The sequence below is a fragment of the Clostridium punense genome (genome assembly GCF_017874425.1).
Lineage (GTDB): Bacteria > Bacillota > Clostridia > Clostridiales > Clostridiaceae > Clostridium_J > Clostridium_J punense.
Map to the genome: position 1 here is coordinate 1 of NZ_JAGGLL010000039.1, position 14863 is coordinate 14863.

Annotated in this window: 16 protein-coding genes; 9 read left to right on the forward strand and 7 right to left on the reverse strand. The window is 31.8% G+C overall.

Annotated features, from left to right (window positions below; all coding sequences use genetic code 11):
• Window positions 1-96: 96 nt before the first annotated feature.
• Complete coding sequence (locus J2Z44_RS17935) at window positions 97-1056, reverse strand: serine hydrolase (RefSeq protein ID WP_021285776.1); 960 nt, start codon at window positions 1054-1056, stop codon at window positions 97-99.
• A gap of 347 nt (window positions 1057-1403) precedes the next feature.
• Window positions 1404-2765 (reverse strand): MATE family efflux transporter, encoded by a 1362-nt coding sequence (locus J2Z44_RS17940; RefSeq protein WP_021285777.1) that lies wholly within the window; start codon window positions 2763-2765, stop codon window positions 1404-1406.
• A gap of 172 nt (window positions 2766-2937) precedes the next feature.
• Here J2Z44_RS17940 and J2Z44_RS17945 point away from each other — a divergent pair, with 172 nt between their 5' ends.
• Window positions 2938-3438: a hypothetical protein gene (locus J2Z44_RS17945; RefSeq protein WP_021285778.1), complete on the forward strand. Its 501-nt coding sequence runs from the start codon at window positions 2938-2940 to the stop codon at window positions 3436-3438.
• A 52-nt stretch (window positions 3439-3490) separates the two neighbouring features.
• On the opposite strand, the gene J2Z44_RS17950 is transcribed toward J2Z44_RS17945, so the two are convergent.
• Window positions 3491-4411, reverse strand: a complete 921-nt coding sequence (locus J2Z44_RS17950; RefSeq protein WP_021285779.1) for a pseudouridine-5'-phosphate glycosidase — start codon at window positions 4409-4411, stop codon at window positions 3491-3493.
• The gene (locus tag J2Z44_RS17955; RefSeq protein ID WP_021285780.1) at window positions 4405-5499 is read right to left on the reverse strand and encodes a PfkB family carbohydrate kinase; all 1095 of its coding nucleotides are present in this window, start codon (window positions 5497-5499) and stop codon (window positions 4405-4407) included. Before J2Z44_RS17955 ends, J2Z44_RS17950 begins: the two co-directional genes overlap by 7 nt.
• A 237-nt stretch (window positions 5500-5736) precedes the next feature.
• On the opposite strand from J2Z44_RS17955, the gene rsxC reads away from it, so the two are divergent.
• From rsxC to deoC, 8 genes are all read left to right on the forward strand, one after another.
• Complete coding sequence (rsxC, locus tag J2Z44_RS17960; RefSeq protein ID WP_021285781.1) at window positions 5737-7053, forward strand: electron transport complex subunit RsxC; 1317 nt, start codon at window positions 5737-5739, stop codon at window positions 7051-7053.
• Between the two features lie 14 nt (window positions 7054-7067).
• Window positions 7068-8003 carry an RnfABCDGE type electron transport complex subunit D gene (locus J2Z44_RS17965; protein ID WP_021285782.1) on the forward strand — a complete coding sequence of 312 codons (936 nt, stop codon included), beginning with the start codon at window positions 7068-7070 and terminating at the stop codon, window positions 8001-8003.
• Entirely contained in the window at window positions 8003-8551 is a 549-nt protein-coding gene (locus J2Z44_RS17970; protein ID WP_021285783.1) for an RnfABCDGE type electron transport complex subunit G, read from the forward strand. The genes J2Z44_RS17965 and J2Z44_RS17970 overlap by 1 nt, the downstream gene beginning before the upstream one ends.
• A 2-nt stretch (window positions 8552-8553) precedes the next feature.
• Window positions 8554-9171, forward strand: a complete 618-nt coding sequence (gene rsxE, locus J2Z44_RS17975) for an electron transport complex subunit RsxE (RefSeq protein ID WP_021285784.1) — start codon at window positions 8554-8556, stop codon at window positions 9169-9171.
• Between the two features lie 14 nt (window positions 9172-9185).
• Window positions 9186-9761 (forward strand): electron transport complex subunit RsxA, encoded by a 576-nt coding sequence (gene rsxA, locus J2Z44_RS17980; protein WP_021285785.1) that lies wholly within the window; start codon window positions 9186-9188, stop codon window positions 9759-9761.
• A 12-nt stretch (window positions 9762-9773) separates the two neighbouring features.
• Window positions 9774-10625, forward strand: a complete 852-nt coding sequence (locus tag J2Z44_RS17985; RefSeq protein WP_021285786.1) for an RnfABCDGE type electron transport complex subunit B — start codon at window positions 9774-9776, stop codon at window positions 10623-10625.
• Between the two features lie 69 nt (window positions 10626-10694).
• Entirely contained in the window at window positions 10695-11129 is a 435-nt protein-coding gene (locus J2Z44_RS17990) for a SoxR reducing system RseC family protein (protein ID WP_021285787.1), read from the forward strand.
• A 123-nt stretch (window positions 11130-11252) separates the two neighbouring features.
• On the forward strand, window positions 11253-11921 hold the full coding sequence (deoC, locus tag J2Z44_RS17995) for a deoxyribose-phosphate aldolase (protein ID WP_021285788.1): 669 nt from the start codon (window positions 11253-11255) through the stop codon (window positions 11919-11921).
• 205 nt (window positions 11922-12126) lie between these two features.
• On the opposite strand, the gene J2Z44_RS18000 is transcribed toward deoC, so the two are convergent.
• From J2Z44_RS18000 to J2Z44_RS18010, 3 genes are all read right to left on the reverse strand, one after another.
• Window positions 12127-13008, reverse strand: a complete 882-nt coding sequence (locus J2Z44_RS18000) for an SDR family oxidoreductase (RefSeq protein ID WP_021285789.1) — start codon at window positions 13006-13008, stop codon at window positions 12127-12129.
• A 176-nt stretch (window positions 13009-13184) separates the two neighbouring features.
• Window positions 13185-13442 (reverse strand): DUF1292 domain-containing protein, encoded by a 258-nt coding sequence (locus J2Z44_RS18005; RefSeq protein WP_021285790.1) that lies wholly within the window; start codon window positions 13440-13442, stop codon window positions 13185-13187.
• Between the two features lie 47 nt (window positions 13443-13489).
• Window positions 13490-14863 carry a CCA tRNA nucleotidyltransferase gene (locus J2Z44_RS18010; RefSeq protein WP_021285791.1) on the reverse strand — a complete coding sequence of 458 codons (1374 nt, stop codon included), beginning with the start codon at window positions 14861-14863 and terminating at the stop codon, window positions 13490-13492.

Here is a 14863-nt window from a genome sequence, read left to right on the forward strand (position 1 = left end):
CCTTATTCTAAAAAGTCTTTACTTTATATATTCTACATAAAAGCTAAAAATCCTTTTTGAAAAAGAAAAAAAGGTCACTTTTTCAGTGACCTCGATTTATGGGCTCTCTTTTTTTAAAGGCTGTTTTGTTTGAATATCGTAAACTATTTTTGATATATTAGCGATTACATCATAAGAATTATTTAAGTTTTTTGTCATAACCACTAAAATATAAGGCTCATCTGAATAAATAATTCCAATATCATGAGAATATGTTCCTTTATTATCAGAATAATCACCTATTTTGTGAGCTACAATATCTTGTGGCAAAAGCTTGTCTAACCTTTCATGAAAGGAAGTTTTTTTCATCAGTTCAATAATATTAGTATAATAAGGATTTTTTTCTTGATCAAAATATAACTTTTTCAATATTTTCATATTGTCCACAGCAGAAGTAAGATTATCTGTTCTATTAACCTTATGTTCTACAATTGACTCTATATAATTATATCTTCTTTGATTGCCAAAATATCTTAGGAGCATATTAACAGCCACATTATCAGAATAAATTATCATAGATTCATTTATATGCTTAAAGGTTTTCGGTTTAGATAAATCTTCATTAATGAGTCCACCAAACCCCTGCTCCATATCCTGATTTTTAAACATAATTGTATCTTTCTCTGTTATTTCGCCTTTATTAATTGCATCGTAGAGCATCATTGATACAGGTACTTTTATTGTACTAGCGGCTTTAAATTCTCTATTTTCATTTATATTAAAGCCTTTACCAGAGTTTATATCATAATAGCATATGGAAGTATCATTTATGTTCTCTCCTAAATATTTGACAATTTTAACTTTCATCTGTTCAATATCTTCATCAGAAATCTTTTTATTATTTTTAAAACTATTTATATTCGCCACATGTGGAAAAACTTCCTCATATTTTAATTCCTTGGTATAATCTAGCTTAACTTTTCCACCGACAGCAAAGTCCTTAGAATAACTGCTAATAACCATGTTTACCAACTTTCCCATTAAAAGTATTGCTAAACTATACAGAAAAATCTTCATATAAAATATCCGCAGTTTCCTTTTCATTTTTTTCGTTATTTTTTTGTTTTTCATAGACTTTTTCAAACTCTCCTCTCCAGCATTTATCTACAGTTCTTATATTAATATTGTCCCACTATTTATCTTTATTTGCAATATTTGTAAATTAAATATTTAATCACAAAAGAAAAATATCTCACTTCTTAACTATATAAAAAATAATTTTCAATTAATTTTTTATAGAAACAATTATGCATTTTTACAAGTTGAAGAATAGAGCATTAATTTATCCCAAAAGTATTTATATTTTAATAATAAAAGGCAAAAGTGACTAAATGCATATTATTTACATTTAATCACTTTTTACTTTAAAGATGCTGAACTAAATTTCTAATCCATTTTTTAGATTTAAACCTTGGAAAGGCAATTATTAGCTTAGCAATTTCCTCTATATAAACCATCCCAACTACCATATACACAGGAAGCTTTAATAATACAGCGCCTAGAAATGCTAAAGGTACACCAATACCCCAAACACTTCCTATCTCTAAAATTAATGAAAACTTCGTGTCCCCACCACTTCTAAGAATCCCCACAATAAATAGTGAAGTTAACATTTTAACAGGTATAATAAATGAAAATAGCCTTAATATTACTTTAGTGTCTTTAATAACTTCTGAATTAACATTAAAGAAAGATATAATAAATCCGCTACCTAAAAATACCACAAGCCCCAGAACTAACCCAATTGAAAATGATGTCTTTATAAATCGCCTACCAAGAACCATGGCATTTTCTTCTCTCCTTGCACCTATTTCTCTTCCAATCATAATTGCACAAGAGTTAGCTAAGCCAAAGGCTGCAACCATGAAAATATTTTGCACTGTATTCGAAATTTGTACCGAAGCCACAGCTTCAGTATTTATTTTTGCGTAGGCAACAGAATACATAGTCATTCCAAGTGCCCAAAAAAACTCATTTAATATTACTGGATATATGGTTTTAATAATATTCATTATGAATTCTTTGCTTAAATCAACTAGCTCACTAAATTTAGCTGCCAGTATACCCTTTTGCTTGTAAATAATACCTATAATTAAGGTAAACTCTACTATTCTAGAAATTAGGGTAGCTATAGCAGCCCCTGCAACTCCTAGTTCAGGAAAACCAAACTTTCCAAAGATTAAAAGGTAATTCAATATAGTATTACATCCAAGGGCTGTTGCACTTGTTATCATCGGGATCTTAGGTTGACCAGTACTTCTAGATGCAAAGGCAAAAGCAAAGCTGATACTGGTTAAGATATAACTAAAAGCAATGATAGAAAGATACTCAGCACCAATTGCTATTACCTTTGGATCTGAACTAAAAAAGGTCATTATAAAATTAGGTATTAGTAAAGCTACTCCAGTAAAAAATACTCCCGTAACTCCTCCAACTAGTATGCATAGTCCTAAAACTCTTCTAATATTCTTGTAATCTTTTTTGCCAAAGAATTGAGAAATAAAAATAGCACAGCCACTATTTATTCCAAAGGTTATCAGCGAATATAAAAAGAAAAATTGATTTGCAAGTCCAACGGCTGCAATTTCAACTTCACCTAAACTACCAATCATTACAGTATCTACCATATTTAATGATGAGGAAATTAAGTTTTGAATAGTAATGGGTAAGGCTAAGGAAATTAAAGTTTTAATAAAAGTTTTTTTGTCAAGCAAGTTTTTGTCCATATAGTAATCCCCCATTAGAAGTTTTTTTACTTAGTAATTCTTGTACATTATAGCATAGGATATCTAACTATTCAAAAACTCTTTATTGCTAATAGTATTTTACGCATAAAAGTTATATATAGTGAACCTAAAAATATAATTTATTATAATACTTTTAAAGGAGAGCTTTTTAATGAAAAACAAACAAATTTATATAGGTCTAACTTCATTAGTAATTGGCATTTTATATTTTTTATACCAATATGATATAAATATTTTTCATAAAATAATTGACTATTGGCCCATATTTATACTTATTTCTGGTATTTTTCTACAGATAGTATCAGTTAGTAATAGGGATTTTAAAATACTTTTCATACTTTCTGGAATGCTTATTATTTATGGCATAATGTATACAATTGATATGTATAAGGAGTTTTACTATTTTTCAACCCATATAGCCATATTCTTTTTATCACTTAGCCTTGGACTTTTAAATTACTATGTATTTATAAATAAAAATAATATACTTTTATACTTTATTCTTATGTTAACACTTGTTTCAATATTTATTTTCACATTCCCCATTTATGAAAGATATTTTCCAATAATAAGTTTTAAAACAGTAGCTCCCTTACTTCTTATGTTACTAGGCTTTGTTTTAATACTTAATGGCTTTATAAATAAGGAATAAAATAAGAGGCAATAAATTGCCTCTTATTTTATTCGATAAATACTTTACGTAATTATTTATTTAATTTACTTAATTCCACCGCTAATCTAGCTCCCACAGCTGCATTGCTATAAACTAATTGAATATTAGACTCTAAGCTTTCACCTTTTGTTATTTCTTTAACTTTTGCTAAAAGGAATGGTGTGCTTTCCTTGCCTTTTATACCCTTTTCTTCAGCTTCTTTTACTGCATTATTTATAGCATTAGTTATTGTATCGAAGTCCATTGCGTATTCTTCTGGGATTGGATTTGCAACAACTACTCCTCCATTTAAACCTAAGTCCCACTTAGCTTTAAGAGCTTTTGCTAGAGTCTCTTCACAATCTACTCTATAGTCAACTTTAAAGCCTGATTTTCTAGTATAAAAAGCTGGAAGTTCATCAGTTTTGAATCCAACTACCGGTACTCCTTTAGTCTCAAGATACTCTAAAGTTAAGCCAATATCTAAAATAGATTTAGCACCTGCACATATCACGGCCACATCTGTCATTGATAGCTCCTCTAAGTCAGCAGAGATATCAAAAGTTTCTGTTGCTCCTCTATGAACTCCACCAATACCACCCGTTGCAAAGACTTTAATGCCAGCTAAAGCTGCAATTATCATTGTAGAGGCAACTGTAGTTGCTCCATTTAAGCTGTTTGCAATAATGAAAGGAATATCTCTTCTGCTGGTTTTAACAACATTTTTTTCCTTTCCTAAAAATTCAATTTCTTCAGCTGTTAATCCCACTTTTAATTTTCCATTTAATATTGCAATTGTAGCTGGAATCGCACCATTATCTCTAATTATACTTTCTACCTTTAAAGCAGTTTCTACATTTCTAGGATAAGGCATACCGTGAGAAATAATAGTTGATTCAAGAGCAACAACTGGTTTTCCTTCCTTTATAGCTTTTTCTACCTCGATATTAATGTCCAAATAATTTTTTAACATAATCCTGTCTCCTTTAATCTTTTATTTACATTTTCAACACATAGATTTGGATTTATTGTATTTTCATGAGTGATTGTAAGTAAAGAACAACCTACTCCAAATTTTGCAGCTTCACTAATTGGTTCATTATTTAATGTGCTATATGCAACTCCCGCTAAGAAAGAATCCCCTGCCCCATTGGCATTTACAACTTGAACTTTAGGAGTTGCTACATATCCAGAGCTGTGACCATTAGTGTAATAAATACCTTGCTCCCCTAAACTTATGAATACATTCTTAACACCTTCATCTAAAAAATGCTTTGCTGCTTTTTCAACATCCTTATTATTTTTAATTGAAATTCCTGAAAGTATTTCAGCTTCTAACCTATTTGGTTTTATTGTATGAAACTTCCCAATAACATTCTTTGCTTTCACACTCTTTGTAGTTGAAACTGTATCTAAGAAAAATTTAGTATTTTTATAATTTGTAACTACATATTCAAGAACATCCTGTGGAATATTAGTATCAATTATACAGATTTTCGAAGTTTCAATAATGTTTTTCTTTTGTTTTATAAATTCGACAGACATATTATCAAATATATCCATTTGAGATATGGCTACGTGCATATCTCCGCTATTGTCTAAAATAGACATATACACAGATGTAGCATAGCCTTTTAAATGCAAGCTATTATCCAGATTCAGTCCAATAAGTCTACTTTCATCGATAATTTTATTGCCATACAAATCGTCACCAATAACAGTTATTAACTTCGTGTCTACCCCAAGCCGTATAAGATTCTCTGCAATATTTCTGCCTACACCGCCAAGAGAAACTTTGATTTTCCCTGGATTTGAATCGTTTGGTTTTAAATTATTATCGGAAAAACCTAAAATATCCATATTGGCACCACCAATAACAGAAACAAAATTTTCCTTGTTAATAATATATCCTCTGCCATTAATGTACCCTTTTTTAATTAAATTAGTTATATGTACACCCACAGAGGATCTAGTTATTCCTAACAATTTTGCAAGCTCATTTTGGGAAATTAAAGGGTTATTTCTTATTAGATACAAAACTTCCTCTTCTCTATTAGTCATATTTAGCTCCTTATACACATTTGCTTATTTTATAAACTATTGCTTACTTAAAATATATCATATATAAAATTATAAATCAATACACATATTATATAATTAATTAGCATACTAACTAATTAATGGATATAAATACATACTTATTGCGCCTAAGTATTTTTAGAGTTATAATTAAAAAAAGTTGTATTTTATAACTTGTTTACAAAACCATTAAAATATATTAAGAAATGGAGGATTATTATGGGACTTTTAACTTTCAAACGAGGAATTCATCCTCCTCATGGAAAGCATTTTTCAGAAAGTAAATCAATTGAAAGCTACCTTCCTACTGGAGATTTAGTTTTCCCTTTGTCTCAACATATTGGAGCACCTTGCGAACCTTTAGTTAAAAAGGGAGATAGAGTTCTTGTTGGACAGAAGATAGGACAAGCAACTGGATTTGTTTCTTCTCCTATTCATTCCAGTGTTTCGGGTACAGTTAAAAATGTAGCCCCAATGCTTCACTCAAACGGAACAAAAATGATGTCAATTATTGTTGAAAACGATAATCTTTATGAAGAAGCAGAATTTCACCCAAATAAAAACTTTGAAAATTTGTCGAAAGAACAACTTCTAGAAATTATTAAAGAAGCGGGTATAGTTGGACTTGGTGGTGCTTGTTTTCCAACTCATGTAAAGCTTTCCCCTGCTGCAGACTGCAAAATTGATAGTATAATTATTAATGCAGCCGAATGTGAGCCATACTTAACCTGCGACCACAGATTAATGCTTGAAAATTCTGATGAAATAGTTGAGGGATTAAATATTCTTCTACATATGTTCCCAAATACTAAAATATATGTAGGAATTGAAAATAATAAAAATGATGCTATTGATGCTATGAACAAAGCAGTAAGTGGTATAAATAACATTGAAATCGTAGCTCTAAAAACAAAGTATCCTCAGGGTGCTGAAAAACAATTAATTTATGCTGCTACTAAACGTGAAGTTCCTTCAGGTAAATTACCTGCCCATGTAGGTTGTATTGTTCAAAACATTGCTACCGTACATGCAATTAGAAATGCTGTAGTTCTTGGAAAACCACTTACCGAAAGAGTTATTACGGTTACTGGAGGCTCTATTAAAACTCCTAAGAACTTAAGAGTTAAGCTAGGTACTTCATTAAAAGAATTAGTACAAGCTTGTGATGGCTTTATTGAAGAACCTGCAAAGATTATCTCTGGTGGTCCTTTAATGGGTACAGCTCTATTTTCTTTAGATATACCTGCAATAAAAGGTAGTTCTGGTGTTTTATGTCTATCTCAAAAGGAGTGGGATATTGCACCTGAAAGTAATTGTATAAGATGCGGAAAATGCATAGACGCCTGTCCAATGTTCTTAATTCCGTCAAAACTAAATTCAATGGTATTGAAAGGCGATTATGATTCATTTGAAGCAAACCATGGTGTCGATTGTATAGAGTGTGGTTGCTGTACATTTGTATGTCCTGCAAAACGTCACTTAACTCAAACCTGCCGTGAGGGTAAAAGAAGAGTTTTAAGTAAGAAAAAGAAATAATAGAGGTGAATAGAATGTCAGAGAGATTATATACCGTATCTACGTCTCCTCATATAAAATCTAAAGATACTGTTTCATCAGTAATGAGAGATGTATTAATCGCACTACTTCCAGCTGCATTTGCAGGTGTTTACTTTTTTGGATTAAATGCGCTATTAGTAATTTTAACCGCTGTAGGCTCAGCTGTTTTATCTGAATATGCCTTCCAAAAAATAACTAAAAGACCTATTATGATTAAGGATTTAAGTGCTGTAGTTACAGGATTACTACTTGCATTTAATGTACCTCCAACTATTCCACTTTGGATGGTGGCCATTGGTAGTGCCTTTGCAATTATAGTAGTTAAATGTTTCTATGGTGGAATAGGACAAAATATTGTGAACCCTGCCCTAGCTGCCAGAGCCTTTCTACTTGCTGCATATCCTGTGAGAATGACTACTTGGACACTAGATGGAACTACTGGGGCTACTCCTCTAGGTATTTTAAGAGGAGATGGTGCTACTGCTCTTCCAAATCTATTTGATGTTTTCGTAGGTAATATTGGAGGATGTATTGGAGAAACTTCAGCTCTTGCACTATTAATTGGAGCTGCTTATCTTTTATATAAAAGAGTTATATCTTGGCACATTCCAGTGAGTTATATTGGAACTGTATTACTATTAACCACTCTTTTAGGAAGAAACGGGTTTATGTCAGGTGATGGTTTATATGAAATTTTCTTAGGTGGTTTAATACTTGGTGCCTTCTATATGGCTACAGACTATACGACTTCTCCAATGACTAAAACTGGTCATTTAATATTTGGTATATGCTGTGGTGTCTTAACTACATTAATTCGTTTATATGGTGGTTATGCTGAAGGGGTTTCTTACTCCATATTAATTATGAACTTATTTGTTCCATTCATTGATAAATTTACTAAGCCACGTGTATTCGGGGGTGGAAAATAGTGAAAGAAAATTTAAAGTTAGGAATTAAATTACTTATTATAGCCGGGGTCGCTGGGCTTCTTTTAGGTTTTGCTTATCAAATAACTAAAGGTCCAATAGAAGCAAAAGCAAAAGAAGAACAAGCCTTAGCAATGAAGGAATTACTACCATCTGCAGATGATTTTAATAAGTCTGAGAAGGATTATTCTTCAGATAAAAATATTGATTCTATTTATGAAGGTAATAAAAGTGGAAAACTTTCAGGATACCTATTCACGGTTAAATCCAGTGGTTATGGTGGCCCTATTACAATGATGGTTGGTATATCAACAGAAGGAAAAGTTGAAGGAGTCAAGATTTTGGCTCATACCGAAACTCCAGGACTAGGATCAAATGCAGAAAAACCAAAGTTTAAAGATCAATTTAAAGGAAAGCCTGCTTTAAAAGAATTAGCTGTTGGTACTGATATCCAGGCTATGACTGGTTCTACTATAACATCTAAAGCAGTAACAAATGGTGTTAATACTGCTATAAAGTTTTACAATGCACAATTGAAAGGAGCTAAGTAACCATGAGTATATTTGCTGAGAGAATGAAGAAAGGCTTGATTGAAGAAAATCCAGTATTCATTCAAGTTCTTGCAATGTGTCCCACCCTAGCTGTAACCTCAAGTGTTCAAAATGCTGTAGGTATGGGTCTTGCTGCTACTGCAGTTCTTATTGGTTCTAATGCTGTTATTGCGCTACTTAGAAAGTTTATACCTGATAAGATAAGAATACCAGCTTATATTACTGTTATTGCTGCTTTCGTAACCTTAATTCAATTTCTAGTACAAGGTTACTTACCTGCTTTATATAAAGCTTTAGGTATTTTTATACCTCTAATAGTTGTTAACTGTGTAATTCTAGGTAGAGCGGAAGCCTATGCTTCAAAAAATGGTGTTTTACCTTCTGTTTTTGATGCTATAGGCATGGGTCTTGGATTCACATTAGCATTAGTAATTTTATCGACCTTTAGAGAAATCTTAGGAAATGGAACTTTCTACGGTATTCAAGTGCTTCCTACTTCCTATGAACCTTCAATAATTATGATTCTTGCTCCTGGAGCATTTATAACCTTAGGCATACTATTAGCTTGTTTAAACCAATTTAAAATCAACAAAGCTAAAGCAGCTAAGACCACTAAGTAAAGAGGTGAATAATTTTGGAATTAATTAGTATTTTTTTAAGTGCCCTATTGGTGAACAACTTTGTTTTGGCTAAATTCTTAGGTATTTGTTCATTTCTTGGTGTTTCTCAGAAAACTGAAACAGCTAAAGGTATGGGATTTGCAGTTACCTTTGTTATGGTTCTTGCAACTATAATGACATATGTAGTAAACGTATTTATTTTAATTCCCCTTAATCTTCAGTATCTATCAACTTTAGCATTTATATTAGTTATTGCAGCACTAGTACAATTTGTTGAGATTGTAATTAAGAAAACTAACCCTGGTCTTTATAGAGGGCTTGGAATTTTCTTACCACTAATTACTACTAACTGCGCAGTTCTTGGAGTTGCAGTTATTAATATGGATAAAGGCTTTAACTTAGCTCAAGGTATAGCTAACTCATTAGGGGCGGCTTTAGGCTACATGCTAGCAATTGTTTTACTAGCTGGACTAAGAGAAAGAATGGAAGATAACACAGGTATGCCAGAAGCATTTAGAGGATTGCCAATTTCTCTAATCACTGCTGGACTTATGGCTATAGCATTCTTTGGTTTCAGCGGACTAATTTAAGGAGGTGCCATAATGGAATTTACAAGTTTAATTGCACCAGTAGCCAGCTTAGGAGGATTAGGTATAATTTTCGGGTTACTGCTTGGATATGCAAATGATAAATTTAAAGTTGAAGTTGATGAAAGAATACCACTAGTGAGAGAAGCGCTACCAGGTGCAAACTGCGGAGGTTGTGGTTTCGCTGGATGTGATGCTTATGCAGAAGCTGTAGTAAATGGTAGTGCAAAACCCAACAAATGTACCCCAGGCGGTGTAGTTGCAATTGAGAAGATTTCCAATATACTTGGTGTTGTTACAGAAATAAGTGAACCAACTGCAGCATATATTAAGTGTCAAGGTACATGTAGTGTTGCTAAAGAAAAATATGAGTACCAAGGTATAATGGATTGTAATCAAGCTGTTATAAATCCGGGTGGAGGTTCTAAAGCCTGTGAGTATGGATGCCTAGGTTTAGGCTCTTGTGTTAAGGTTTGTCAATTTGATGCTTTAGAAATTGTGAATGGTATTGCTAGAGTAATAGAGGAAAAATGCACTTCTTGTGGTGCTTGTGTTAACGCATGTCCTAAAGGATTAATAGAAATTACACCTATGAATTCTAGAGTTAGAATTCAATGTAACTCTAAAAGCAAAGGAAAAGATGTTATGGATACCTGTGGTGTAGGTTGCATTACTTGTGGACTATGTGTTAAAAACTGTCCAGAGCAAGCAATTACAATGACAAATAATCTTCCAGTTATAGATTATAGTAAATGTGTAAATTGTGGTGTCTGTGTAACTAAGTGTCCAAAGAAAACCATAGAAGATTTAAGAGTTTCTGACTCAAAAGAAGCTGTAAAGTTCACAACTAATAGTACATCTGTTTAATATTTTATTAATTATGATATAATATAGAAGACCATTATTGGTCTTCTATATTATTATTGAGGTGATGAAATGGAACAAAATGGCATAGTGAAATCAGTTAATGGTAATATAGCAAAAATTGCCTTTGTAAAGAAGACTGGTTGTGGTGGTGGCTGTTCTGGTTGTAAGTCTGGCTGTCCTGTAGACACAGTAATTCTTGAAGTAACAAATACTAAAAATGCAAAAGCGGGTGATTCTGTGATTGTTTCATTGGAAGAAAAAGCCCTCTCCAAAATGAACTTTTGGGCATATATCTTCCCTACTATTTTTACAATTATAATCTTATTGGGTAGTCTTACTATACTGGATGCATTGAAGATACCTAAATATGAATTATATTCAGCCCTGTTATCGTTATTTGCTATGGTTATTTCTTTTAAAATTGGTGGTATTATTAATAAAAGAAAGAATACTACAGATTTTGACTTGAAAATGATAAAAATATTGCCTAATTATTCAAGGTAATTTGTTAAAGAGTATTATGAGGAATCATAATACTCTTTTTTCACGATTTGACAAAATTTACTTTTAAATGTATACTTTTTTGAGTATATGAAAAATCTAATAAGGTAAATTGGAGGTTTTAATATGAATATTGCTTCAATGATCGATCACACTCTACTTAAACCTGATGCATCAAGGGATGCGGTAATTAAAATATGTGCAGAAGCTAGAGAATATAAGTTTAAATCTGTTTGTGTAAACTCATGCCATACGAAATTAGTTGCTGAAGAGCTAAAGGATAGTGGAGTTTTAGTATGTACTGTTATAGGTTTCCCACTTGGAGCTATGGAAACTAAATCTAAAGCTTTCGAAACTGCTAGAGCAATAGAGCTAGGTGCAAATGAAATCGACATGGTTATAAATGTTGGTGCACTAAAAGATAAGGATTATGACTTAGTTTTAAATGATATAAAAGAAGTTGTAGAAACAGCAAAAGGCAAAGCAATTGTCAAAGTAATATTAGAAACTTGTCTGTTAACAAATGAGGAAAAAATAAAGGCTTGCCAGTTATCCCAAGAAGCAGGTGCTGATTTCGTTAAAACTTCAACTGGATTTAGTACTGGCGGTGCTACCGTAGAAGATATAAAGCTTATGAGAGAAACTGTAGGTCCTAATATGGGCGTTAAAGCTTCCGGTGCAGTTAGAACTAAAGAAGATGCACTTGCAGTAATTGAAGCTGGCGCAAACAGAATTGGAGCTAGCTCTTCTATTGCTATTGTTGAAGGATTAGTTGATTCAAACTCAGGATATTAAATTAAGGCTTTTGTGTTGAAAGATGATCCCTACTTATCTATTTAAGTAGGAAATAAATAGTAGCCTAAAACTAAAAGACCTTTAATAATATGAAGGTCTTTTAGTTTTAGGCTACTATAAACTTTTTAAAATAAAACTCTAATAGGAACGAAATATTTTAATCGTAGATAATACAAAATTTTATACTTTAGAGGAACTCTCTTACTTAACTACTTACCATTATTCCTCCATTTACATGTATAACTTGCCCTGAAACGTAAGAAGCTTCATCACTAGCTAGATAAACATATGCTCCGGCTAATTCTACAGGTTGACCTGGTCTTTTCATAGGAGCTGTACTTCCAAATTTACCTACTTCTTCAGCAGAAAAACTAGCTGGTATTAATGGTGTCCAGATTGGTCCTGGTGCTACAGCATTTACCCTTATATTTCTTTCTACTAAATTCATATGAAGAGATCTAGTAAAGGTCACTAATGCTCCTTTAGTGCAAGAATAATCAATTAAAGTTTTATGCCCTTCATATGCAGTTACTGAAGTCGTATTAATTATACAGCTACCACCTTTCATATGCTGTAACACTGCCTTAGTCATATAAAAAGCTCCAAATATATTGGTTTTGAAAGTTCTTATAAGTTGTTCACTAGTAATTTCCTCAATGGAATCCTTGGGATGCTGCTCTGCTGCATTATTTACTAAAATATGAATTTCTTTAAATTCCTCTATAATTTTATCTACAGCATTATTACAGAATTTCTCATCCCCAATATCACCTGGAATTAGCATACATTTTGCACCGTAGTTTTCCACAATAGTTTTAGTCTCATTAGCGTCTTCATGCTCATCTAAATACATTATTGCTAAGTTAGCACCTTCCTTTGCATAAGCCACAGCTACAGCTCTTCCTATACCACTATCCCCTCCTGTAATCACAGCAACCTTGTCTACTAGTTTGCTTGAACCTACACAATTTGTATCCTCAAAAATGGGTCTAGGACTCATTTCTTTTTCAATACCTGGCTGTTTATTCTGATGTTGAGGCGGCATAGCCTTTGGAAAATCTAATGGATTTATTTTTTTTGGTCCCATACATATCTCTCCTTTTAAATCATTCATAAATAGTATAGGTACATTTAAAGGTTTTTAAACATTTGCTAATTGACTAATAGATTTTCCTAAAAAAATAAACTAGCAAGTATAAATCTTGCTAGTAAATTAGTACAGCTTTATTATATATAAATTTGAGTAATCTTGATGAAATATAATTAATTATCCATTTCCTCATCAAACAATCTATCATATTCATCTACTACCATGTTGAATTCTTCCTCATCTTCAACCATTTCATAAGAAGCATCTGCTCCTTCTCCAATAACCTTATAAACAAAAGCCTCATCATCATTATCTAATGGTGCTAAAAGAGCATAATTTTCGCCATTAACAGTAAGTTCCTCCACTATCTCTAATTCAACTTTTTCATTAGTATCAGGATCTGTTAATGTAATTACATGTCTATCATCCATTTGTATTTCTCCTTCCATTTTTTGCTTAAAATTTAAAACTATATTAATTATAGAGTATACCCTATAAAATTACAATATTTCTTTGCAAGTTCAATTAATATTTCTTTTGTGTTATTATCCTTATTTTCCATAACTTGAATTAACAAATATTTTAATGTCTCTCCCAAAACTTTCCCCTTTGGAATACCTAAAGTAATTAAATCATTACCATCAACTAATAAATCCTTAATATAAATTGGTTCTTTTCCCTCTATTACCCAACAGTACTGATTTTTAAGTTCTATCACTTCGTCATAAGATACCATATTCCATGTCCCTATTTTAAGAGTCGCAAAAATTAAGCTAATCATTTCCTCAAAGTCATCTATTCCTACTCTTGAAATAAAACTTTTTACTGAAACTATCGAGTCTATTTTAAAATCAATATGACAGTTTCCTAAAAGTAATACTACCCTGTTAATTGTCATATTATCAAATTTTAAAGCTTGTAGAATATGTTTAGCCATTAGTTCAGCAGCATTACTATTATAATCTACATACTTTTCAAGATTAGGGTCATAACTACTAAAGTATAAGATTATATAAATCAATATACTTAATCTTAAAGTCAAAGAAGCCTCAGATTGGTCTAAGATTTCTAGTAATTTATAAACAGCTTCCTTTGAGTTCCCCTCACTACTTAAAACTGATATTTTAGATAACTGTGGAATTATAAACTCCATGACTCCTAGATCACATAATTTCTTTATCCCATAGGAGGGGGTTGAGGATAACAATATTTTTATAAATTCATCTCTTACTCTCTCCTTACTTATATTTGACAGTAGTTTGCAAGTATTCCTAACACCCACTTCTACATCTTTATCAATAGAATACTTAAGAGTAGTTGAAAATCTAACAGCCCTAAGGATTCTTAAAGAATCCTCTCTAAATCTATCCTCTGCATCACCTACGGTTTTTATTCTTCTTTCTTCTAAATGAGTTATTCCTTGAAAATAATCTACTAGTCCTTTATTTTCATTATAAGCCATAGCATTAATGGTAAAATCTCTTCTTTGTAAATCTTCCTTTAAGCTATTAGTAAAGAAAACTTGGCTTGGGTGTCTATTATCTAAATATTCTTTTTCAATTCTATAGGTAGTTACTTCATATTGATTTATATTTACTAGTATGGTTACGGTTCCGTGTTTTATGCCGGTTTCAATAACTTTATAGCCTAGTTCTTCAAATAAACATTTAACTTCATCTGGCTTGGCATTTGTGGTTATATCCCAGTCAGTAGGATTTTTTCCAATAAGAATATCTCTTATGCATCCCCCTACAGCAAAAGCTTCAAATTGTTTATTCTCTAGAGCATTTATTATAAACTTGACCTCTTCTGGTAATCTTATAATTTTATTAATAATCTTCGTATAAATCAT